The 23302-nt window shown below is 67.7% G+C and carries 14 protein-coding genes; 8 read left to right on the top strand and 6 right to left on the bottom strand.

Going from position 1 to position 23302, the window contains the following annotated elements; all coding sequences use genetic code 11:
- Positions 1-235: 235 nt before the first annotated feature.
- The 5 genes from ACIQMX_RS41800 to ACIQMX_RS41780 form a co-directional block, all read right to left on the bottom strand.
- On the bottom strand, positions 236-2185 hold the full coding sequence (locus ACIQMX_RS41800; protein ID WP_402486797.1) for a DUF3732 domain-containing protein: 1950 nt from the start codon (positions 2183-2185) through the stop codon (positions 236-238).
- A 31-nt stretch (positions 2186-2216) separates the two neighbouring features.
- A complete protein-coding gene (locus tag ACIQMX_RS41795) occupies positions 2217-2702 on the bottom strand; it encodes a three component ABC system middle component (RefSeq protein ID WP_402486794.1) in 486 nt (161 codons plus the stop codon).
- Positions 2699-3910: an ABC-three component system protein gene (locus tag ACIQMX_RS41790; protein ID WP_402486792.1), complete on the bottom strand. Its 1212-nt coding sequence runs from the start codon at positions 3908-3910 to the stop codon at positions 2699-2701. The genes ACIQMX_RS41795 and ACIQMX_RS41790 overlap by 4 nt, the downstream gene beginning before the upstream one ends.
- Before the next feature lie 403 nt (positions 3911-4313).
- Positions 4314-5273, bottom strand: coding sequence for a 5'-nucleotidase (locus tag ACIQMX_RS41785; protein WP_402486790.1), 960 nt, complete (start codon positions 5271-5273; stop codon positions 4314-4316).
- 196 nt (positions 5274-5469) lie between these two features.
- The gene (locus ACIQMX_RS41780; protein ID WP_402486787.1) at positions 5470-7062 is read right to left on the bottom strand and encodes a hypothetical protein; all 1593 of its coding nucleotides are present in this window, start codon (positions 7060-7062) and stop codon (positions 5470-5472) included.
- Positions 7063-7262: 200 nt separating this feature from the next.
- On the opposite strand from ACIQMX_RS41780, the gene ACIQMX_RS41775 reads away from it, so the two are divergent.
- Complete coding sequence (locus tag ACIQMX_RS41775) at positions 7263-9644, top strand: hypothetical protein (RefSeq protein WP_402486786.1); 2382 nt, start codon at positions 7263-7265, stop codon at positions 9642-9644.
- Positions 9645-10170: 526 nt separating this feature from the next.
- Here ACIQMX_RS41775 and ACIQMX_RS41770 read toward each other — a convergent pair.
- Positions 10171-10320, bottom strand: coding sequence for a hypothetical protein (locus ACIQMX_RS41770; protein WP_402486783.1), 150 nt, complete (start codon positions 10318-10320; stop codon positions 10171-10173).
- Between the two features lie 420 nt (positions 10321-10740).
- On the opposite strand from ACIQMX_RS41770, the gene ACIQMX_RS41765 reads away from it, so the two are divergent.
- The 7 genes from ACIQMX_RS41765 (at position 10741) to ACIQMX_RS41735 (ending at position 22736) form a co-directional block, all read left to right on the top strand.
- Entirely contained in the window at positions 10741-11628 is an 888-nt protein-coding gene (locus ACIQMX_RS41765) for a protelomerase family protein (RefSeq protein WP_402486781.1), read from the top strand.
- Between the two features lie 594 nt (positions 11629-12222).
- A complete protein-coding gene (locus ACIQMX_RS41760; protein WP_402486779.1) occupies positions 12223-13416 on the top strand; it encodes a hypothetical protein in 1194 nt (397 codons plus the stop codon).
- 2 nt (positions 13417-13418) lie between these two features.
- The gene (locus ACIQMX_RS41755; protein WP_402486776.1) at positions 13419-16793 is read left to right on the top strand and encodes a hypothetical protein; all 3375 of its coding nucleotides are present in this window, start codon (positions 13419-13421) and stop codon (positions 16791-16793) included.
- The gene (locus tag ACIQMX_RS41750; RefSeq protein WP_402486773.1) at positions 16790-19618 is read left to right on the top strand and encodes a pPIWI_RE module domain-containing protein; all 2829 of its coding nucleotides are present in this window, start codon (positions 16790-16792) and stop codon (positions 19616-19618) included. The genes ACIQMX_RS41755 and ACIQMX_RS41750 overlap by 4 nt, the downstream gene beginning before the upstream one ends.
- A gap of 989 nt (positions 19619-20607) precedes the next feature.
- A complete protein-coding gene (locus ACIQMX_RS41745; protein WP_402486770.1) occupies positions 20608-21213 on the top strand; it encodes an XRE family transcriptional regulator in 606 nt (201 codons plus the stop codon).
- Between the two features lie 13 nt (positions 21214-21226).
- Positions 21227-22348, top strand: coding sequence for a M20 family metallopeptidase (locus ACIQMX_RS41740; RefSeq protein WP_402486769.1), 1122 nt, complete (start codon positions 21227-21229; stop codon positions 22346-22348).
- Between the two features lie 256 nt (positions 22349-22604).
- Positions 22605-22736, top strand: a complete 132-nt coding sequence (locus ACIQMX_RS41735) for an albusnodin family lasso peptide (RefSeq protein WP_402486766.1) — start codon at positions 22605-22607, stop codon at positions 22734-22736.
- Positions 22737-23302 lie beyond the last annotated feature (566 nt).

The raw sequence follows: 23302 nt of genomic DNA, 5'->3' as shown, positions 1-23302 counted from the left end.
GCCGTGCCAAAACCCTCTCGGCCAGGCCCCGGACGCCCACCCGGCTCACAAAACCGCAGGCCAGCACCCCACTATGAGCCCGGGAAGACCGTGAAGCGCGTCGAAACCCTCACCGAACACGTCCGCCTGAAACAGCAGCGTGGTTAAACGCCAAGCTCAGACTGCTTTCCGCTGCTTGCGTGGGCCTGGCTTGACTCTGTGTCCCGGTACGCCGGGATCGGGTGTGCTGGCAGCCTCAGTCGAGCCACTCCAATGGAATCAGCGCGGTGCGATTGCCTTCGGCGTCTGGACGCCAGTTGCCGATCACGGCTTCCTGGAACCAGTCTTCGGGCAGGTTCGCGTGGTCGCAGACGATGATCTGGAACGCTCCGTTGTTGAGCTGGACGACGTCGTTGAGGAGTTGGAAGTAGGCGGTGACGGTTGTCCAGTCGGCGTCTTCGATGGTGGAGGCGTCGCGGGGCTTTTCCGGGAAGAAGGCCTGGGTGGGCTGGTCGAGCATGAGGAACCCGGGGACGGGTCGGTTGTTGCGTTGCAGGTAGGTGTGCAGGGCGAGGTGGGCGACCAGGTGGTAGCCGATGTGGTTCTTGGCGCTGCCGATGCGTGTGAGGGGCAGTCGTCCGGAGGGTCGCCTGAGGACGACGTTGAGGAGCTTGAGGCTGATGGCCACTTCGGTGGCGGCTGCTGCGCCTCCGAGGTTGAGCCGTTTGGCCCAGGCGGTCATGCCGATGGCGATGTCGGCAAGGCGGCGCTCGGTCTCGGCTGCTACGTCGTCTTCGTCGACGAGCTGTTCGAGCGTGGTCGCGTGTTCTTCGGCGAGGGCGAGGTTGTGGCGCAGTCGGGTGATGTCGTCGTTTGTTCCTGTGCGGGTGAGTGCTTCGGAGATCCGGCCCTGGATGTGAGCGACCCGCAGGTTGTGTTCCTGCAGGCGGCTCATGCGTTCGTCGCTGGCGAGGAGTTCTCTGAGCTGGGTGCCATTCAGTCTGAGGTGTTCGGCCACGGCGGCGCGTTCGGTCTGCAGAGCGAATCGGTGTTCTTCGCGGACGGGCTGGAGCGTCTGTGCCTGGGCAAGTTCTTGCGCGAGGTGGTCGGTCAGTTGGGAGATGTCCTGCGCGGTGGGGTCGGGGTGTGGCAGGGGCTGGGTGCACATGGGGCACACGCTGGTGTCGTGCTGGCGTTCAGGGCCGAGGAGGTGAAGTGTTTTGAGGCGGTCGAGCTGGAGGTGGAGTTCGCCGGTGAACGCGCGGCCTTGCTGCTGCCAGCGGTCGACTGCGGCCAGTGCCTCGTCGAAGTCCTGGAGCTGTTCGCGCAGGATGCGGCGTTCGTCGTTGAGTTCGTGGCGCCGGTCGCCCATGTTGAGTGGGGCCGCGGTCTGGGGTGAGGTGGTCAGGGCCTGCTGGAGAAGGTCGAATACCTGTGCGTTCTCGGGGGCTGCGGGAACGTCAGTGAGGAGGCCTTCTGCCTCCGCGAGGCGTACGAGGGCTAGGCCGTTTGTGTCCATGGCCTGCCGGTGGCGCAGGGCGTCTTCGAGTTTCCGTTGTGCTGCGCGCTGGGCTCGCTGGGCTTCGCCGAGACGGTGGCGGCGTAGTGCTTGTTCGGGGCCGGCTGCTCCGAGGAAGTACGGCAGGGTGTCCTTGAGGGCCTGTGCCATGCCGGACTCGGTCTGGCGGTGGAACAGCGCCGTCTGGTCGGCGATCTCGTTCTGGTTCTGGAAGCAGAGCAGGGCCGCTTGGGCGATGGAGACGTCGAAGGCGCTGCGGGCGGCGCCGGTGGGTGGCTGGAAGTGGAAGTCCTCGATCCCCAGGCGGGCGCTGAGTTCGCTGCGCAGGACCGCGGCGTTGGAGTTGGTGACAAGTTCGTCGGGCCGTGGGATGTCGAGCGTGGTGTCGCCGGTGCGGATGAAGGCGTTCTGGGTGGAGGCTCCGGTCGGGCGGGGCCGGGCCAGGACCATGCGCGAGTGGTCTGCGAAGGTGACCAGGAGGGCGTACCAGCCGACGGTCTGGTCGATCAGGTCGTCTGGCAGGTTGGGGGCGCGGCGTCCGAGGCAGTAGTCGACGATGGTGAGGACTTCGGACTTACCGGTTTCGGACTCTCCGGTGAGGATGTTGAGCGCCCCGGGGCGGAACCGCAGGACCCTTGGGGGTTTCCTGCCGTCTCGGTGGTAGAGGGCCAGGGCGAGCAGCTGCATGACGGTTCTGGGGCTCCTTTGTAGGGGTGGGTCAGGGTCGGACGCCGAGGGTGGTGAAGGCTCGGGTGGGGTCGGTCACGGCAAGCCAGCGGCCGACGAGTGCAGCTGCGCGGGCGCAGTCGGCGACTTCCTCGCCCGGGGCGGCGGACGGGGGCTTGGGGGCGCGGGGGCAGATCAGTCCGGCTGGAGTGACGTCTATGGCGTGGTGGCGCATGGCGGTGCGCAGGCTGGTGCGGGTGTAGGTGGTGAGTGCTGCGGCGCGTTCGGCGAATGCGGCTTGGAGGCGCGGGTGGTTGTTGGCCCAGGCGGTGAGTGTGACGGTGGACTTGGTCGGGAGGGATTCTCGTGTGTCTGTGGGCAGGGCGAGGGGCAGGATCAGGAATGCGCTGGGCCAGGGCAGGGGTTGCTGCGCTCTTTTTGTGGCGGCGTTGACGGCGCTGGCCAGGAGGTAGGCGCCGAAGGCGGGGTTGAACAGGGCCTGTGCCTCCGACATGTTGCGGTGGGAGTCGGTGGTCACTGTTCCTGCGCTTCGTCGGGGCTCTTGCAGCGGTTTTGGTAGTCGGGGTGCCAGCCGAGTTGCCGCTGGGGCGTGGCGGTGTCGGCCTGGTCGGACAGGCCGTGGGTGCTTCCTTTACCGACCCAGGGTGCGGTGACGGTGCCAGGGCGCAGCGGGGTATCGGCGACGCGGTCCATGGTGGCGTCCAGGATTTCCTGTCCGATGTCCTGGCGTGCTTCTTCGCTCGTGTCGGCCGGGATGCGGCGGGTGCGGCGGCGGAAGGCTGTCTCCCACTCGTAGTGCAGTTCGCCTTCGTATTCTTCGAGCCGTTCCGGGGTGATTTTGAAGGTGCGTAGCCATTCGGAGCGCTGTGCCCGTGCGAGGTGGTAGTCGCGCAGGTGCATCGCGACTTCGTTGTCGGGCAGGCCGATCCATCTCATCTGGGTGACGACCAAGCGGTCGCTGTAGCCGGCGATCTCGGCCTCGGTGAGGTTGCGCAGGGTTTCGGTGATTGGCAGATGTTTGCCGGTGTAGCGGCCGGTGACCTCGTCGCGGCGGCACATGAGTTCCTGGGCGCTGGCGGAGGTGCGTCTGCGCTGAGGGTTCTTGCGTTCGAGGAGTTTGACCGCCACGCCGTACCACCACCCTTTGATCTCTTCGAGGGCGTCCTGAGCGTGGTCGCTCGGTGTGATCCCCAGTTCCTTGGCCAGACTAGGGTCGAGGTCTGACATCAGCGGGGCGCCGCCGTTGACGGTGATGGCGCTGACGAGCTCTTGGCGCCGGGCCGGGGTAAGGCTCATGAACAGTCGGCGGTCTTTGGCGGTGGTGTCGGGTCCTTCTTCGTCGTCGGCGGCCTGTTCCATGCGCTGCAGCGCCTTGGTTTCGTCTCTGTCCGGGCCGACGCTGAGGTGGTGGAAGAAGGTGTCCGGTGGTGCGGTCTGGGTCGAGACGAGGCGCAGGATGGGCATGGCGGCGCCTGAGGGTTCTGAGAGCTTTTTGAGGGCGTCGATCCAGGATCCGACCGAACGCCAGAAGTCTTTCCCGGTCTCGCTCAGCGGGCCGGCGGCTTCTCGGTGCTTGGCCTGCAGGAGTTCTCGCGGGGTCTTGTCCTGGTCGAGGAACTCGATGTCGTCGAGGAGTTCCATGCGGACCTCGGCGGTCGGGTCGTGCCAGCTGCGGCGGGCGAGCTCGAGCAGGGCAAGCTCGCACTGGTAGAGATATCCGGTCATCTGCCCTGCCGCCGAGTGCGACCTTGCTCGTGCCACGTTCCCCACTACTGATCGTGCTTGTCCGAGCGGCGCGAGTTCCACCCCTGTGACGGACCGCACCAGGACATTGGCTCTTGGGCTGTTTGGTCTGGTGTGATGCGCTGTGCCACTCCCCTGCGGCACAACGTAGCACCCGTCCCGGTGCCACCGTCAGCCTTCGCGGAGTCGCTGTCCGTGGACTGTGGGCGCCTGTGTGAGGTGCCTGGTTGCGGGCCTGCCGATCGAAGGAGCCGTGGTGTCCTGCCTCGGTCGGGGCCGGCTCGTCGTGGCTTCGGCTTCTTGCACGCCGTGCAGCCAAGTCGCGTTCCCTCAGCGGCGCTGCTCGGGTGAGGCGGCACCCCGTGTTCTGGCTACGCGTGTGGTGTCAGGAGTTCGTCAGGTCCTCGGGAGCGCTTTGCTCGTTGAGCTTGCCGAAGGGGACGTGGACGCTGGGGGTGGTCCGCGAGGTGCTGGCCAGGTGGCTTTCCTGGTCGTCGAAGAAGATGTGCGGCTTGAGGACCTTCATGATCTCGCCTTTGTCGATGCCTCCGAGGAAGAAGGCGTCGTTGACTGTCACTCCCCAGTTCTTCAGGCTCATCACTGCCCGTTCGTGTGCGGGGGCGTTGCGTGCGGTGACGAGTGATACGTGGAGGCGGATCCGGTAGTCGGTGTCCTTCTGCCGCTCTTCTTCTTCCCGCTGCTGGATTCGGTTGATGCTGGCGAGGAAGTCTTTGAGTGGTCCCGCGTCGTGTGGCACCGCGGCGTTCAGTACCTCGTGGGCGCGGAACCCCTCGATGCCTCCGGTCTTGTACACCTGTTCCGACTCGTCGGTGGCAAGGACGCCGTCGAAGTCGAAGGAGATGCGCAGGTCGCGGTCGCTGGTGTCGTCCTCGTAGGGCTCGCCCAGGACGTGTCCTGCTGGCAGTCCCTGGGAGACGGCCTCGCGTACGTCGCCGGCGTTCGCCGACAGGAACAGGGACATGTTGAGGGCTGGCATGAACTGGTAGGGCGAGCGGCCTTGCATGAAGATGGCGCGGCTTATCTGCAGGCCGTGTGTCTGTATCGACCGCATGACGCGAAGTCCGGTGTCGGGGTCGTTCCGGGACAGGACTATGACCTCGACGAGGGGGTCGTCTTCTTCGTTCAGGTCGTTCAGCGAGAGCAGTCGGCGGATGAACGGGAACGCGACACCGGGGCGCAGCGTGTTCTCGAGGTGCTCTGCCTGGTAGGCGCGGTAGCCTTCCTCGCCCTGTTCCCGGAACGCGGCGTCCGACTGGGCGAGGTCGAACAGCGCGCTGGAGGCGATGCCGATGACAAGCCGGTTCGCCAGTTCGTACGCGGCCACAGCAACCCCTTTTGATCAGCTTGTTCTCTGTGCCCTCAATTATCGCATCAGCCTCTGCTCCAGGCCCGCCGCGTATGCCTCTCGCTTGTCCTGGGGCTGTGCAGTCGGACCCTCCCGTAGCGAGATGCTCCTCGCGACGATCTACGGCAGTGTTCCCGCCGTCTGTGCTCTCTTGTGAGGCGGCGTGGGCCGTCGGCTATGGGGTGTCGTCGGCCTGTTGCGTCCGGGCGTGCTCGAGTGCGGCCCGTGGGAGCTCCGTACCGTACTCCCGGATTTGGTTGAGCAGCTTCGTCAGGCCGGCGGGGGCGTGGTGCCAGTGGTCGGTCAGGCTCACGTGCGTACTGATGTCGTCCATGAGCTGGGAGATGACCCAGGCGGCTTCCGTGGGCCGGTCCCCTCCGCCGGGGCCCCACCACAGATGATCCCCGGGGGTGCACGGCCCGGGGTGGATCCGGCCGTCGGTGGTCTGTATCCACACGGTGTCTTCCAGGATCACGGACTCGAGCTGGGCGCCTTGGTTCGGTAGCCGCAGTGGGGCCAGGTAGACCCAGGAGACGTCGCGGGAGGATCCCTTGCGGACGGCGGGGATGCCGGTGGTGGGGTCGGTGTAGAAGGTCACGTCCTGGGCGTCGTCGGCAAGGACGGCGTGCACGGCGGTGGGGGTGCACGGCGTGAGTTGCTGCCCCCAGCGGCGGGTGGCGCGGCCTCGGGTGCGTACTTCGGTGCGCGGGCCGTACGGCAGGAGATCGGTGGCGTAGTACATGCCGATCTGCATCGGTTCGTAGGCTTCGAAGAGTTGGCTGGAGGCGATGGTGTGCCAGCCTGCGGCAAGCACGTCACGGTCACCTGCGCGGGGCAAGGGATATCCGTCGGTGCGGTGGCGGGCGGCGATGAGGAGTGGGTCGCCGTGGGGATGTCCACCGTGCTCGCCGAAGATGCGTATCTCGCTGGCGAGGCTGTCGATGTGCTGATTGCGCATGGAGTTGGCCAGGTCCAGGAGTGCCGTTTCGGCAGCGTCGTTGGGCCATCGGACAGTGGCTGCCTGCCGCAGGGTGGTCTCCTTCTCGTCGGGCAGGACTTCGGCGAGGGTGACGGGTGCGCCCGGCGACCATTGGCTGATCACGTCGGAGCGTCGCAGCGCGCGGGGCCACCAGGGCAGCGGCTGGCCGACGAGCCGGGTGAGAAGGCCCCACTGGGTTTCGTACTCCAGAGACGGCTGTGCGGTGTCGGCCGCGATCAGGGCCGGTCCTGAGAATCCGATATCGCCGTACAGGGCGCATACGGTGATGACGCCCTGGGCGCCGGGGTCCTCGGCCAGTTCTTCGGCCATGGCACAGGCTGCGCCGTGACGAGTGGTGTGGACGATACGCACGACACCGAGGTTTGTTTCCCAATCCATGGCCGGGCCCTGTGAGGTGGGCTGGAATCCGAGCCACTTGCCGGGAGCGACGGACCGTGTGTCCAGGGACGGATCAAGCAGCACGGCTCCTCGCTCACGAAACCGGCTGGAGCGGGCAGCCCAGGCATAGACCGAGCCGCCGTCCCACGTCACGGGGCGCTCCTTGCCGCGTGCCTGGTCGAACAGGTCATGATGCTCCCGGGACCCTTCAGGGAAGTCTTCGTCTTCCTCCAGCAGACGGTCCAGCTCGCCTTTTTCCAGGTGGAGGAGCTTTTCCACCTCGTATCTGCGCAGGTATGCCATGTTCCGCCCGGTCACGTTGCCCTCTCCTTGGTGCAGTTGCTCCTCGTGCGCCGACCGTGTCCGCCACCGGATCTTGATGGGTCGCATTCCATGAAATGTCTCGACCGCCAGCTGCCACCAGCGAAATTGCGTCAACTTTGCGCGTGCCGGGCCCTGTTGAGCACGATGCCTCCTACGATGCTGCCTCGGTCCAGTGGTTCCGTACGAGGCGTCAGGTGTCAGTCCCTTACGGTTTCCCGTCGTTCTCGGGGCCGCAGGATGCGTTCGCTGCGCAGAGGGAGGCATGGATGCCGAGCGGAATCTGGCACCTGGAGCCCCGGCGGATCCGACCCTGGTACGAGCGTGCCGTGGCGGCGTCAATCGAGCACCCAGAGATCCGGGCGTATCTGGGCCTAGACCGTCCGCAGGTCACAGACGAGCACTTGCGGCAGGCTTTCGACCAGCCCCGGATCATCTCCGAAGTGCTGCGGGCCGATCCCTCCTACTTCGAGTTGCGCCGGAGGGCGGCCCGCGTCGACTCCTTGCGTCAACGTTTCATCGAGTCCCGGGAGCGATGCCGCGCCACGCTCTTCCTGTCCCTCGCGTTCCTGGTGGCGCTCGTCTACTGGCTGGCTGATGCAGTGGTCGGAATGCCCTGGTGGGCGGGTGTCATGGTCCTTGTCTGGCCTATCGGCTACTGCGGCGTCAAGGAGTTCAGGGACGCGGACAACCGGAGCAACTTCGTCGAACAGATGCAGACCGCCGTGTACGGCGTGCTGTGGGCCCTCTACGCGGCCGACGCCGAGGTGCGGCTGGGCTGGTGGGCGCTCGTCAAGCTGAAGAAGACAATGGACCCGATCATGCGGCGTGAGATGACAGCGCTGCTCGGGCCTGATCACGAGTCACTGCTGGTGGCCCGCAGCCATGACGGTCTCATCGACGCCAGCAACGCCCGGTACTGGATATCGACACAGGTCGAGGCCACGCTGCAGCGCAAGCTCGACCAGATGAGCGGGGGCGCGATCGCGATCTGCGGCCCTCGGGGCGTCGGCAAGAGCACTTTGCTGAAGAAGGCCTGCCAGGGCCGGCTCCTCCTGTTGCCCGAACCGCATTTCCACACCATCGTCCAGACGCCGGCCAACTACCGCCCCGAGGAGTTCCTGCTCTCCCTGTTCCAGTCGGTGTGCCGGGACTACCTCGCCCTGTACGGCCGCCGTCCGCGTACCCCGTTTCTGTTCCGCTCGCGGGCCCGTGCAGCACAAGGCCCCCGGCGCCTGTACTACTCTGCCCGCCGGTGGGCCCAGCTCCTGGCCGGGCTCGGCCTGGTCTTCCTGGCGATCCAGAGGGAAGTCCGCGATCTCGTCGATGCCATCTACCACTCCGCTCACCCCGCCGCCGCAGGGTGGGCGGTGGGTCTACGGGAGTGGACGCTGACCGCATGGCAGGAGCATCCCGCGATCTCCCGACTGGTACTGCTCGCGGTAGGGGTGCTGTTGCTGTGGTGGGCCAATCCGAGGAGCTGGCTCACCGGCCGGCCTGTGCGGCGCCTGGTGCACGACTGCCACAACTACCTGAATCTGCTGCAGCACATCCAGTCCGTCGGCACCTCGGCCTCGCTCGGCGCGTCGGCCCGTGCGCTCACCCTGGGATTCGGCCGCACCAGCGGCAGCAGTTCCCGCACATTCACCTACCCGGAGCTGGTGTGGGAGTTCCGAAGTCTGCTGTCCCGCATCAGCGCCATGGAGCGCCAGGACAACTGGAAGGTCTTCGTCGGCATCGACGAGCTCGACCGGCTGGGCTCGAGCGAGCAAGCACGCGCGTTCCTCGCCGAGATCAAGGCCATCTTCGACGTACCGCGCGTGTACTTCGTGCTGTCGGTCTCGGAGGACATCGGGTCGGCCTTCATCCGCCGCGGGCTGCCCACCCGCGACGTCACCGACAGCTCGCTGGAGGACGTCCTGGTCATCGAGGCTCGCACTCTGGAGGAGTCCGGAGCGCTGCTGCAGATACGGGTTCCGGGATTCACTGATCCCTTCGTCGCACTCGTCCACGCGCTGTCCGGCGGGCTCCCGCGCGACCTTATCCGCTACACCCGCAAGGTGACAGAGACCCACCGGCGCACCCAGCAGCCCGGATTGGCGGCGCTCGCCCGTGAAGTGCTGTGGGAGGAGGCCGCACAGGCCCTGGCCGGGTTTCGCGCGCTACTGGCCCGCCACGACGACTCCGCCGCCACCGCGCAGACCGTGCACGACCTGCACACCCTGATCGCCCTGATCCGCGAGGCCGACTCCAGCCGGGCCAACCCCGAACTCGAGCAGCGCATCCTGCACCTGGCACACGCGGTGCACCCTCTCCGCTCCGAGGGCACCGGTCCCGTCGGCGAACCTGCCCAGCGGTGGGAGGAGTTCTCCTGCTACCTCTACTTCATCGGCACTCTGCTCGAAGTGTTCGCGCGACGTAACTTCGCGGCACGCAAAGAGGCCTATACCGGCACCGGCAAAGCACCCGCCGACCTCCAGCGACTGGCCGAAGCACGCCTGGAGATGGCCGTATCCCCGCACAGCGCCCGCAAGATCCTGGAACAGTTCCGCATGCACTGGGCACTGCGCCCCGCCACCCTGCCGCGGATCGTGCCGCAGCCCGGACCGGACGCGGAGCCCAGGCGATCCGCTGTACGCGGCCGTTCCTGACACCGCCACCGGCGCCTCATCACCGACGGCCACCACGGGCGTGTCCAATGGGTCCCGTGGCGGGTCTGGCGGCAAATCAATCGGCCACGGACACGCCCGGCCGGGTGTGTAGTTCCACGGCAGCCACTGGCTCGTTGACTCCGGTATGACGTCTCTCAGCGTCCACGGCAGGGCCCCTCACCAGACCCGCAGCGGCCGTCCGCACGTGAACCTCGCGGTCACCAATGATGCCGAGGGCTGGATCGTCGATCCGCGCCCTGTGGCCTCCCTCCAAGCCGCGGACGACCGCAGAACCACGGTGGAATACGCCCTGCGCCACACCGGGCACCGCATCGTTGGAGACGGATCGGCAACGCGCAGCCGGTCCGTCTCATCGGAGATGAGGCGGAAGTCCCGACATGAGCATCGACCCCAAGCTCGGCGCGCAGGAACGTGCTGCGGCCTGTGAAGGATGTCCGCCAATCCCTGGCCGGTAGCGATCACGCGGGCTGGGTACCGCGGGCGTACAGCCCCGACGGCGCCGCGGCTACGAACCGGGGCTCTGGGAAGTGGGTGCGGGCGGGACGATGCCTCGTTCGATGGCAATCCGGGCCGCGATCTCTCCCGCGGCCTCACGGGCGAGGACCCGGTCGCCGGAGTACGTGTTCGGCAGCGAGTGTCGCTGCGGCGACTCCACGGTGCCTCCAACCACCGCTCGGTCTGCCGGTCCTCGGTGGCGCCGCAGCCTTCGCAGCGCGCCCCGGCCCGGCGGGTGATCATCCGGCGGAGCCGTTCCCATCCCTTGGGGGTCGTGCAGGAGCGGACGTTGGTGAACCAGCAGTTGGAGGGCACCAGGTCGACAACCGCAGAGTCACCCTCAGTATCCGCACTGAAATCTTTGGTGCGTTACTGAAATCTCTACTGAAATGAATCTTGCGCTACTGAGATCTTCAGAATCTCCCGACAAGCGCGGCGTGTCGCAGTTGCGCCGCACCTTGCCCGCCCGTATCTTTGGGGGATATCCCCAAAGATACGGGCGGGGCTTTCCGGTCCGCCGCCTGCTCGATGCGCGCCGGGCCGGGCTGCCCCCAAGAGACCACGACCTGAAGGGCCCCACATGCTGACTCCGGCTGACAAGGAGCGGATCGACCGCTTCGTGGCCAAGATCCGTGACGCCGGCTCCGACGAGCAGCGGGTGCAGATGGCCGTGCTCACCGAGCTGTCGGCAATCCACCGGCGGATCAATCCGAATACCGGCGAGCCTTACGCTCCGACCACGAACCGCAGCCTGATCACTGACTACCGGAACGTGATCAAAGCCGAATTGGGCGAGGACGCCTCCGTCCTGGAGAAGTTCAAATACTCGGCTGCCCGTGTGACGGAGTACCGCCAGCACCAGCAGGATCAGCGCGAGGAGCGGCACCGCAATCAGCGGCCTCTGAACGCGCAGGAGCACATCGAGCGGGCCGTGGCTCTGCTGAGCTACAACGCAAAGGTTCGGTGGTCCAACGCCTCGGCCATCGCCGGCGTCGTGGCACTGACCGGCCGCCGCCCCTACGAGGTCGGCTGCGTGGGCGGCTTCGAACCTGACGCCGCTGACGCGCCGCGGGTCCTGTTCAGCGGGCAGACCAAGACCCGTGAGACCGAGCGCGCCGCCGCCGCCTACTCCATCCCCGTGCTGGCGGAGCGGGACCTCGTCCTTGAGACCGTCGTCCGCATCCGCGAGGAGGTCGACCCCGCCCTGGACAACAAGACCTACTCGCAGCGCTTCGGCAAAGAGGTCGGCATCGTCGCCAAGCGCACCTTCACCGACGCCGACGGACAACCGATCACCCCGCGAGAACTGCGCGAGGCGTACGCCGCCGTCGCCTACCGCAAGTTCGCCAGCCGAAAAATCTCCGAGGTGCAGTTCTACAACGAGATCCTCGGACACCAGGGAACCGACCTGAACACCTCCCTGTTCTACTTCGCCTTCTACGTCAACGACAGCAACGAAGTGCAGTAAATGCATGCTCTTTGCCCGCGCGGCCCGGGAATTCGGTTGCACCTCTGCCCGGCGACGAGGGCCCGGCAGGATGCGGCCGCTGATGCACCGGCCGTGTCCGTCACCGGATAGCGGTCGGCAGTCAGGGCAGGGCGCGACAATGCACTCAGTTCGGCCGCCGGAGGCAGGCCGGCGGAAACCGGGGCAGGCTCCTTGCTGGGGCGGGCCGGCGGTACCGCAGGAAGTGGAGCCCTGCGGGTCTGAGCGGGGCATGGGGCTGTGCAGGACGCCGCTGCACCCGTGCGGGGTGTCGGCTCGTGCAGGGCCACAGGGTGCGTCGCCACTGCGTATCGCGTGGTTCTCGTGATGGCGTGCCGGCCCGTGGTCCCGTGGAGACCTTGAGTGGGGAGACCAGAGTGGTGTGGTGCCGGGGGCTGTCCTGATTCGGCGCTGATCCATTCCGCGAGATGAGGGTGGTGCCCTCCCTCCGCTACTCGGCGGGCTACCACACTCGCCCCTGCTCGCGGCTGCCGCTTCGCGTCTCGCCCCTTCCAAAGAGTGACCCCTGACCGACAGAAACGTTGCTGCTGGGAAGCATGTACGTACGGTGCGCGGGTGACAGTGCACCAGTCAGCCCACGAGCGGCTGGCCGAGGTCGGCAACAACATCGCCGACGACTACATGACGTTGAAACTGCTGGCGGCCGGCCTGGCACGGATCCTGTGGGAGCGCCAGCGCATCCGTGAAGGAGCCGAGCCCACGACCGGCCTGCTCCCCCAGGCGTGGCGCACGGGTGTAACGCGGTTGTGGTGGCGTGCGCTGGAGCAGGGAAGCAATCCGCCGGTCAGCGACATGGAAGTGTTCGCCTGGTGCCGGCTGCCGCTGGGGGGCTGGCCTGTGCGACTGGAGGTCTCCGACAGCGACGCAGAGAGCCTGTTGATCGACGGCGAGGAGTTGTCGGCGTTCGCGGATGAGGCCGCCCGGCTCGCGCCCAGGTCGGATGCCGAAGCGGAGCTCACGGAGAACCGCACGTTCGCCAAGCTGCTGAACGTGGCGGAGTTGCACGGCCGCACGGAGGAGGAGGTCCAGCAGGCCTACGTGGCGTTGCGGTTGTTCCTGATCGAGAGCCCAGTGGTGTCCGACCTCGAGCTGATCGAGCTCACGAGGCGGTTCAAGGAGGTGGACCGGCACGGTCGCCTGTATGTGCGGGACTTCTTTGACGCCGCCTACCAGTACCGCAAGACGGGCGGGCCTGCGTCCTGCCGGGTCTGCAGCGACTGCGGCAATCCCCTGCACGAGGGCGTTGAGATGTGCGGGACGCCCGGCTGCGCCGGGGCTCCGGAGATCCGGCGGCTCAGGGCACTGGAGGGCTACTACGTGCAGCACCGCGGTGTGCGGATCTGCATGCACGACCCGGGTTTGGTGGAAAAGCGCCTGTTCGATGCGTTCGGGGAGCTGCCGGTGGGCCGGATGCGGCTTCACAAGTGGCCGGGCATGGACGCCTGCGACGTCGCCGTGGAATTCCCCGATCCGACCGCACCGGATGAGCCGGATCGGTCCGAGTGGTGGGCCGGGGATGCCAAGGACTGCACGAGCGCGACGATGCTGGGGCGCTCGTTCCGATGGGATCAGCGCATGCGGACACGGCATCGGTTCTTGATCCTTCCCCGGCACCGGTTCGAGCAGAAGCACTATGTCGACGACCTCAAGCGGGAGATGCAGGGCCGCAGCGACGGCGTCCGCGTCATCTCCGAACATGACTTCATTTCGAGGGCACGTGCTCGGGCTCTTGGAGGCGCACCGTGGTGAGGATGGGCTCGCAGTGGTACGAGGGCCTGGTCACCGATCTACAGGAGACCGGCCTGGAGATGCGGTTGGGTGACCTGTCACCGGCGGAGTTCTGCCAGCTCGAGCTCGGCTTGTTCTACCTGGAACAGCACCTGTCCGGGCAGCCCGTCGGCGCGCTGTGGATGGTGCTCAACCACTATGCCGACCCGGGTCCGGCAGGCGTGGAGGTCGTGCGGCGGGTGCGACTTCGGATGGGCGGCGCGGCGCGCGGCGGCCAGTGGCGCGAGCGGCTGAACGAGTATCACAAAGTCCCGGTCGAACTGCGGATGTTCACCACCACTGACCCGCCCGGGCATCGGGTCCTCAACACCACCCTCTTCGAGCGGTATCCCTCGCCGCACCTTCCCCAGCGAGAAGGCATCTACCGGGCCGCGTTCACCGACGCGGTTCCCTATGACATCGAACCGGCCCATGAACCGGTGCCGCCGGGTGCCGAGTGCTTCTTCAAACGGCGCGACGGTGCGGTCGAGAGCCTGCGGATCCCGTCCTGGATCCCGGCCGCCCCGCCGACCGCGCGGCTCGTTGCTCGCGCGAGCCGTGTCCGGGAGCCGTTCCCCGTCACCTACGACGATCTGGCGCAGGCTTTCAAGGAGATGGACCAGGCCCTGGAGTCACATCCGCAGATCAGTGACCGCAACTTCGAGCGGCGCTTTGAGGACATGACGTTCTCGCGTGTCGACGAAGCGGCCGGGCGGCTTGTCGACGGCCTGGGTGTCTTCAGCATCGACGGGGTCGCCCACACCGTCGGGCTGATGAATGCAGGCAAGAGCACCTTGCTGGACGGGCTGGCGTTCATCGGTGTCCGGCGCGGACTGCGGGTCGGCTACGTGATGCCGTCGATCAGCGCCGTGCTGGCCAAGGTGCGGTTCCTGCGCGCGCTGGGGATTCGCGCGGTCCCCCTGATCGGACGCACCACCCGCGAGCGCCACGTGGAGGGCTACTGGCGCGACGAGTTGTATGACGTGGACGCCGGAGACGCGCTGCCCGGCCCGGAGCTGGATCCGGCAGCGGAGTTCACCACGTCGATGTGCCTGCTCGAGCCGCTGCGTACCGGTGCCGGACGCGCTGACGCGCCGTTGCGGGAGGAGGACTTCCCCTGCCGCGGGCGGCTGAAGCTGCCGGGCAGGCGCGAGCTGCATGACTGTCCGTTGACGCACGTGTGTCCGCAGCAGGCCGCGGCTCGCGCGATCCCGGATGCGCAGGTGTGGGTGATGACATCCTCCGGTCTGGTGAGCAGCCGGATGGAGGGCTCCTCCTACCGGGCGCGGCAGATCGAGGCGATCCAGCATGAACTGGGTCTGTTGCTGGTCGACGAGGCCGACAAGGTGATGGGCGATTTCGACCAGCGGTTCATGCTGCAGGAGCCGCTCACTTTCCCTGGTGGCTGGAGCGCCCGCACGGCGATCGCCTGCCACGACAGCCTGGATGCTGCCTGGCATCAGCCGCTGACCCACCCTGATGTGCGCCGCTACCAGAGGTACATGCTGCGGCACTATCAGGCGCTGGCGGGTCTGTACCCGCTGCTGGTCACTCCGCCGGACAGGAGAGGCGAGAGCCGGACCAAAGGTGGGAGCAGCAAGGGTCGGGGCGTCGAGGATCTGTTGTCGGAGATTGTTGCGGAGGGGCCGTTCAGCGGTTTTTCGCTGCTGAACCGGCTGGCCCGTTCCCTGCACGGGATCATGACCTTGCATGAGCGGTCTGACCAGGCCGAGGAGGAAGAGGCCGCGGACCGGTTCTTCGACATGTTCCTCGCGCCGTTGGCGCGGGATCCGTTCAAGGCTCCTCCCGGTCATCTGGAGCGCCTGCTGACTGCGATGGCGGCCGGTTACGACACCGAGTGGACGGCGAAGGAAGCGGCCGAGGGATGGCTGCTCGAGCACGCGCCGAAGGACAAGAACGGGAACGTCGACGGCTGGGTTGAGCAGATGCTGCCGCAACTGGTGCGGCTGCTCATGGCCGGCATTTGGTCCGCTCGGATCACCACGAGTTTCTTCGGCGCCAACTCGCTGCTGCCCGCGGTCCAGAAACAGATGCCGATGGAGGCGGCCGACAGCTTCTTCAAGCACCAGCCACCGCCCGACCTGCAGATGCTCGTGCCGGAGCAGGCCATGGGCAACATGCTGGCGCTGCAGTGGAAACCGAACCGGGACAGCACCAGCGGTTCGCTGGAGATCCTTTGGCTGCGCGGGGTGGGCCGGTGGCTGCTGTACCACCTGCACGACCTGCTGGCGTGCGAAGGTATCGAGGGCCCCAACGTGGTGCTCACCTCTGCCACCAGTTGGATGCCCGGCTCGGCGCGCTACCACGTGGCCATCACTCCGCAGTTGATCCTGCGCGAACCCGAGCCGTGCGCGCAGGCGCTGCGCCAGAGCCGGATGCTGTTTCGTCCGCAGTACCGGCCCGGCGACCACAAGGGGATCTTCGTGTCCGGTGCCGGTGGCCGGCAGCGGCGCCAGGACGCGCTGCGCGACGTCCTGGACGCGATCTGCAACCCCGCGCCCGGAGCTTCCAGGTCTCTGGTCGACCAGGTCCGCGACCGGCTGGAGTCCGATCGTCAGCGGCTCGCGTTCGTCACGCTCAGCGGCAAGGACGCTGCCTCGTGCGCGCAGCACATGAATCTCCGGACCCGTCTGTCGGCCCGCCACGTCACCCCTGACTCCCAGGCCCCTGGCCGGTACGGGCTGGCCTACCGGCGGATCGGGCGCTTCGCCGCGACAGACGCGGATGTCATGCTCGCTCCGGAGGGATCGCTGCAGCGCGGCCACAACGTCCTCAACGGGCGGGGGGTAGCGGCGTTCGGCGCCTTGTTCTACCTCGCCAGACTGCACCCGCCCGCCGACGACCTGTCGTTCCCGCTCGCCGTTCTCAACCAGTACGCGATGCAACGGCTGCTGGACCCGGTGGACGGCACGGCCCCGGGTGTGGACCTGAGCAAGCAGGCTCAGCTGCTGCGCGCCGATGCCCGCGGCCTGTGGCTGACCTTGATGGGGCAGCCGCTGTTCTTCTCCCGCCTTGCCCGCGACGACCTTCGGCGGGCGTTCGTCAGCGACCTGATGGTGCAGCTGTACCAGACACTCGGGCGCACGATCCGCGGCAATGTGCCGACCCGGATCTACCTGGTCGACGCCGCGTTCGCGCCCCGGGCCGCCAACCGGCGCGAAAGGGTCGAGGACACCGATCGCACCAGCGTGCTGGTCGCGGGCCAGCAGTTGATCAGCGGCCTGCTCGAACCGCCGGAGCCGGACGCGCTGCCCGGGCAGCGGCTCGAGTACGAGATCGCCAGTGCGACCTGGAGCCTGCTGGGCAACCTCTTCGAAACCATGGACTGGAGCCGATGACCGAGCGACCGAAGCGCCCGAGGATCTCCTTCAGCGGGATCCAGTTCCCGCTGTTCGCAGCGAAGCCGGACGGGTGGTGGCCGTGCGAGCTGCACAGTGCGGCGTTCCCCGCCGGTCTGCTGCCCCGCCTGGAGCGGGCCTGGGCCTCGAATCCGAAAGCGCGCCGCAAGGACCGTCTGCCGACGTGGGCGCTCACGGAGTTGCTGCTGGAGCTGGAGCCGCAGCTGCTGGCCGTCTCCACCGACCTGCGCGCCGGCTCGTGGCTGCGCGCGATGCGCCCGCTTGCCGATGCCACCGTGGTGGCACTCGCGCTGGAGGCCTGGGTTTGCGGGCATGTGGCCCCGCACCAGGGCGACGTCCCGTGGGGGGAGGTCATCGGCGAGGCGCTGAATCTGCAGTGGAAGCCGGCCCGGCCGGACCTGCTCGAGCGCGGTGTGCGGCCCAACGGCACCGCCGAGCCCAGCGAGGCCGCCTACAAGATGCTGGCGACGTTTCTTGCCGCCGGCTGGGTCGACCAAGGCCGTCGGCTGGGCGGCCGCGACACCGACCAGGGATCCTCATGGATCATGGGGCCGGCCTCTCCCGACGGTGACCGGTCGGTGTTCCTGTGGCCGCCGACCCGCCTGTCACGAAGCGGCGAGCAGGGCTACAGCACTCACTACCTGCGCTTCAACGTGGTGACACTCCCCCACGACGAAAGGCTGCTGCTGCGGGTGGTCCCGCACGTCGCACGCATGGCCGCCACCCAGCCCGCCTACATCCCCCGGCGCAGCCACTACGAGCCCGCCACCGCCACCATGCTGCTGTACGCGCCGAGCGGCGTGCTGCGCGGCAGCGAGCGGGGCACGCTGCTGCGTGCCCCGGTCACCGTGACCGGTGTCAAGGACGGGATGCGGTGGACGTGGAAGCCCGGTCTGCCCCAGATCCTGTCGCGGCTCCCCAGCTCTGAGCTGTTTCCGCTGCCCGATCAGGTCCGCGAGGACCCGGCTCGCTTCGCCTCGCCGAGCGAGGAAGAGGATGAGCAGGCGTCCAAGTCCCGGGCGTTCCTGCAGCACAGCACCGGCTACAACTACTTCAAGGAAGACGAGGACAGCGACGACGGTGGGACGCGGGAGACCGGTGGACACCCCACGGGGACCGGCTTCCAGCCGATCGATCACCTGACTGTCTTCGAGGCCTTGGCCCCGGTCCTTGAAGAGCACCACCTCGTGCCGATCACGCCGGCGGCGGAGGTGAAGCCGCCCTCGCGGCGGCTGCCGAGGAAGGACACCAAGAAGGGCGTCGAGTACCCGGTCGAGTTGTGGCACGCGACGCCACGCACCGCCGACGCCGTCCACCTCGTGCTCACCCGGATCCTGGGACTGGAGCACATCACTGCCGGCCAGGACGACGCGTTCGTGAGCTGCTACCGCGGTGAGGAGTTCAGTGTCCGGCTGCGCCTGGCCACGCCCGGGCTGCTGCTGGGCGGCTGGCCCAGGGCCACCGACAGCGACCCGGACAAGCGCCGCCGGGCCCGCCAGGGCGCCCTCGAGGAACGCGCGCGGCTGTGGCAGGACGCGTTCCCCCCCGGCGGCCGGCCGGTCGGGTGCCTGATCGAGCTGGAGGGCCCCGGCTACTACAAGGCTGGCCGGCTGGAGGACCCGAAGAAGCCGCTGAAGTATGCTCTGCCGTCCCGGTGCAACCGGCTGGTCCAGATCATCAAGCCCGTCAACCGGGATCCGAACCCGGACGCGAAGAGCGCCGGCCTGCACCCCTTCGAGAGCACCGAGGTACGCAGGCAGGACATCGAGCGCATCACTGCTGCGCTGCTGGACCTGCTGAGGCAACTGGGCCGCCTCCCCACGATCCCACCGCTGTCCGGCACCGCGCCGCTGGAAGTATCCGCACTGTGGCTGGCCCACGCAGGACCTCACTTCGTTCCGATGCTGCTTCGGATGCGCACCGACGGCACCGCGACCGGTCAGCTGATCCCGAGCCAGAACCACCCCGTCGAACCGGAGATCCCTATCGAGCTGCTTCCCGCGGCCCTGACCGAGGGCCGCGGGAAGGTCAAGCGGACCGACCAGGAAGCACTTACCCGCTTCCTGCGCGGCGCCCTCGCCGAGGACGACACCCACGACCGGCTCTTCATCGCCCGCGCCGCAACGCTGCGCAACAAGGGAATGTGGCCCTGGCTGTCCAACCAGCACATCACCGCCGACGCACTCGTGTGGCCAGGGGTCTCACTCACCGACCCCGACGCGGTGCCCGTCCCCCGCACGCCGGCGAGCCTGCCGGGCCTACGTATTGTGCGGATCAACGACGACACCAATGAGCTGCCCCACGGCTTCGGTGTCGGTCCGGCGCCGGAAGCGGCCGAGCCCGCCGCCGGCCTCAAGGACGCCGATGACAGACAGAACCAGACGGGTACCCGCCCAGACGCCGCTGCCGACGGCGCCACGGACGACGGCGCAAGCGGTGCCGTCAACGATGGCGAAGCGGCAGGTTCGATCGCAGCGCTTCCCGAACTCCCCTACGGGTGGGGGCGGTTCTCCGGTGTCGCGCGATGGAACGATCGCGGCTACCTGGCCATCAACCCCCGCCCCGACACCAGCCAGCTACCCAAGGGCGTGAGCAAACTGTCCGGGCCGGGCAATGACAGCAAGAACGGCCAGAACCCCACCTCGCTGCACATCCACGCCTCCTTCCTCCAGGACGGCGACGACCCGGACCAGCTGGCGCTGTACGTGCAAACACTGCGCCGATTCCACGCCCACACCACCAAGGCGACCCGGCTGCCGATGATCCTGCACCTGGGCAAGCTCATGGAGGAGTACATCCCCTGACAGGAGCCGACCCCACGGAACCAAGAACCCTGCTGACGCACCCCCGCCCCACCCTTCAACCGAACCACGGCAGTGTCCGCCCCGGGGCAGGTCAGCGGCTGGGCCCGTCTTGCTCGCGTGGGCTCCGCCGGGCCGTGCGCCTGGCGGCCCGTTCCGCCTGGCGCGCCTCTTCAGCCGCCCGATCTGACAGGCACCTCGGGCACACAAGACCCAGAACACGCCGGCGCAGGGCCCGGCGCAGCCGGGGCCCCGGAGGCAGCGTCCGCCCACGGCAGTGACGGCGCACCGTACGCGCACGACTGTTCAAAAGCGCGGCCACCAACAAAACATTGCCCGTATGGCTGTCCAGGAGGAACCGCATCTGTGCCCGGCAGCCGGCCGGAAACCGTGCAGCCAACTCGGCCCGCTCCTCGAGACGGAGAAGGGCATCGTGGTCCTCACAGCACGGGGGCTTCCTTCTGTTCCGGATGATGCACCACATGTTGATGTTCACAGCTGAAGAACCTGCCCGGAACCGCCTGTGGACAGCGGACAGTCAGCATCACCGGAACCTTCGCAGCCGGGTTACGCGATCTGGTGGGCGTGCCGAGCCGGTGCCAGGGCGACCGGTCCCACGACCCGACCGCCGGTCGGTTTGGGCAACGGCAGGACCCGCCAGTGCACGGCGCAAACCACGGCTATTGAAGACTGCGAACTGTCCCTCCGAAGCTCGCAGTTGAAGATGTCCTCGTTGGGCAGGTTCTCACTGGCAAGACGAGGAACAGTGACGGCGAAATGAGCCTTCAGCATTGCGGCGCGGGGTGGGGTCATGACGAGTGGAGCTACCGAAGCAAAGTCGGCGCTGCGGCGTGCTCGTTTAGCTCGCAATCTGACGTTGGAGGAGGCAGTGGAGCAGCTCAACGCGGTGACGGGTGGTGCAACCGATGCGAGTCTGCTCAGTGCTTGGGAGTCGGGCCGCCAGGCGGACCGGGATCAGGAACCGTGCGGGCTTGTGCACGTTGTACGGCCAGCCGTCGGAGGTCCTGTTCGCTCATCAGGACGGGCTCGACGGCATGAGTGTGCTGGAGGCGTCGGGTACTGATGTCGTCGTGCGGGTGCTGGCCAGGTATACCGATCTCGTCGGGGCGATGGTCGACGTCGTGGCTGGTGCGCGGGAGCAGCTCGTGGTGACGGGCAGTCGCAGCCGGGAGGGGTCCTATCTGGCGGCTATCGAGAAGGTGGTGGCCGAGCAGGCCGACTTGGTGCACTACCGGGTGCTCTACGGTCCGCCGCATCATCGGGCTCTTTCTGAGCACATGGTGCGGCTGTTGGAGCTTCGTGATCCGTTGGAGCGCCGCAACGGGGTCAAGACGTTGCATATTGGGCTGGTGGAGCCGTTGTCGGTGATGGAACGCTTCTTCGTGGCCTCTGAGAACAGTGCTGTCGTGCCGCTGCCGAGCTTTCATGGTGCCGAGGGGTTCGACTGTGGCGTCCTGCTGGGGCGCGAGGCGGCGGTAGGGCTGGTGCAGCCTGGTCGAGAGGCCTGCGCGTCGGCCCGGCCGGTGGAGACGATGGAGGCCGTGCGGGCGCTGCCGCTTCGGCGGGCCGGGCGGTGAGGCGAGGAGAAGCGTGAGGAACAACCTGATGGCCCGAGCTGCTGATCAGGTGGATTCGGTTGTTGGCCTAGCCCGGGAGTTGATCCGGCGGCCGAGCCGCGGCGGGATCGACGACTACGCGCCGGTACTGGCTGTTCTGGAGTCGTGGCTGATGGGACGTTCGCTTCCACACCGGCGCCTGCACGACGAGCAGGGACAGCTCGTCGGTCTGCTCGTGGAGATTTCCGGCGGCCGGCCCGGCCCGTGGTGGGCTCTGGACGCGTGCGTCGACACTGCGCCGTTCGGAGACGAGAGCGCGTGGTCGTTCCCGCCCACGATCGGTGACGTGGCCGACCATTGGTTGAGGGGCCGCGGAGCGGCTGACTCGAAACTGGCCGCCTCCATGTTCTGCTACATCGCCGCCGACCTGCACCGCAATGCCGGCAGGTTGAAGGGTGGCCTGGCGGTGCTGCTCGATGTCGACGAGCACACCGGTGGCTTCGGCGGCGCACGCGCCTACCTAGCCGATCCAGGCGCCGAGCGCCCGGCCGGGGTGATGATCGGCTACCCCGGCCTGGACGAGGTCGTCGTCGGCGGGCGGGGACTGTGGCGGGCCGTGATCAAAGTGCACTCCCTCACCGGTCACTCCGGGTCCAGCCGCACGGTGGTCAGCGCGATCTCCCGCGCCGCCCGCCTGTTTCAGGCGCTGGACGAGGCAGATCTGCCTCCCGCCCCGGGCGAGGGGGCCGGCTTTCCGCTGCCGGCCAAGCTGAGCGTGACCGCTATCCGGGGCGGCGAGGGCTTCTCCGTCACCGCGGACCGGTGCGAGCTGAACGTGGACGTGCGTACGACTCCCGGCTTCGATGCCCGAGGCCGCCGAAACGCTGGTCCGCAAGGCCGCCGCCAGGCTCGACGCAGAGCTTCCCGGGCCCGTGTCCACCGTGGTGACGCCGGTGGCGTGCTGGCCTGCCTTCCAGCGGCGGCCCGACGAGCAGCCCGCTGCCGCGTTGATGGCTGCGGCGAACTCGATGGGGCTGGCGGTGCGGGCGAAGGTTGCCGGTCCTTCGAACATTGGCAACCTGCTGGCCGGGGACGGTGGCGGGATCCCGGCCACTGCCGGTTTTGGGGTGCCCTACGAGGGCCTGCACGGCATTGACGAGCGAGCCAGCCTGGCCGAACTGCCCCAGGTGTACGCGGTCTACTACCAAGCCGTCCTTGATCTCCTGGATGCCCGCTGAGCTGCTTGGCTTCCAGCAAAGTCCTAACTCGATACCAGCTTTGAGTTCCACGAAGTCCCCAACTGCAGATCTGTCGGCCCAGGCAGGCAGGCGGTGTCATGGACGTAGTCCAGTGGCTGCCCAGGGCACCAACCCCCTGGGCAGCCGAGACACCCGCAGAGAGAGGGGAACCTGATGGACGAGCTGTTCAGCACCGACCTGGCCACCGCCGAGGAACCGCTGGTTGTGGAGATCGGCGACGCCGCGACCCTGACCGAGGGGCAGGGCCAGGGCAGCAGCGAGGACAAGCATCGCGCCTACAACTGACCGGCCACACAGGGGTGGTGCGCCCGCGACTGGGCGCACCACCCCTGCGTCCGCCCCCTCCTTGTTCACCCGCTTCGACCGGAGGACGCCTTGATCTTCGGAGGGTTCAGCACACCGCGTGGCACCGGCTCGCTGCCGCCCGGGTCGCAGCCCGTATCCGTCGGCGCGAGGACCTGGAGCACGGAGGATGTCTCCGCACGTGTGGTCAGCTCCACGGCGGGGCGCCGGCGCATCATCGCCCTTGGCACCTGCGGCGCTTCGCGCACAGACTTGGACGACCTTCTCGGCCGCCCTCTTCCCGACGATGTGGCCTGGCGGTGGCCCGGTGCCTACGCGGTTGTCGAGGAGCGCAAGGATGCCGTCCTGATCCATACCGACCCGGCCTCGGCGTATCCCGTCTATGCCGCCCGTCTCCGCGAGGGCTGGGCCTGGTGCACCTCAAGCCGCCTCCTCGCAGCATTGCAAGGATCATGTCGGCGTACGACCTTTGCTCCCCAGCCGTGTACGGATGAACGTCCCCAGCTGCGTCGCGGAAAGCAACACAGCTGAGGAACCTGGTTGAGATC

Origin of the sequence: Streptomyces sp. NPDC091416 (assembly GCF_044756845.1) — a bacterium.
Lineage (GTDB): Bacteria > Actinomycetota > Actinomycetes > Streptomycetales > Streptomycetaceae > Streptomyces.
The sequence above is the reverse complement of the archived record's forward strand: the minus strand, read 5'-3'. Positions and strand labels throughout refer to the sequence as shown.

What these genes read in the sequence shown, in the direction of transcription:
- ACIQMX_RS41735 (WP_402486766.1), top strand. Translation starts at nt 22,605, where the DNA reads ATGGACGAGCTGTTCAGCACCGACCTGGCCACCGCCGAGGAACCGCTG.
- ACIQMX_RS41780 (WP_402486787.1), bottom strand. Translation starts at nt 7,062, where the DNA reads ATGCGACCCATCAAGATCCGGTGGCGGACACGGTCGGCGCACGAGGAG.
- ACIQMX_RS41755 (WP_402486776.1), top strand. Translation starts at nt 13,419, where the DNA reads ATGGGCTCGCAGTGGTACGAGGGCCTGGTCACCGATCTACAGGAGACC.
- ACIQMX_RS41775 (WP_402486786.1), top strand. Translation starts at nt 7,263, where the DNA reads ATGCCGAGCGGAATCTGGCACCTGGAGCCCCGGCGGATCCGACCCTGG.
- ACIQMX_RS41750 (WP_402486773.1), top strand. Translation starts at nt 16,790, where the DNA reads ATGACCGAGCGACCGAAGCGCCCGAGGATCTCCTTCAGCGGGATCCAG.
- ACIQMX_RS41790 (WP_402486792.1), bottom strand. Translation starts at nt 3,910, where the DNA reads ATGACCGGATATCTCTACCAGTGCGAGCTTGCCCTGCTCGAGCTCGCC.
- ACIQMX_RS41800 (WP_402486797.1), bottom strand. Translation starts at nt 2,185, where the DNA reads ATGCAGCTGCTCGCCCTGGCCCTCTACCACCGAGACGGCAGGAAACCC.
- ACIQMX_RS41765 (WP_402486781.1), top strand. Translation starts at nt 10,741, where the DNA reads ATGCTGACTCCGGCTGACAAGGAGCGGATCGACCGCTTCGTGGCCAAG.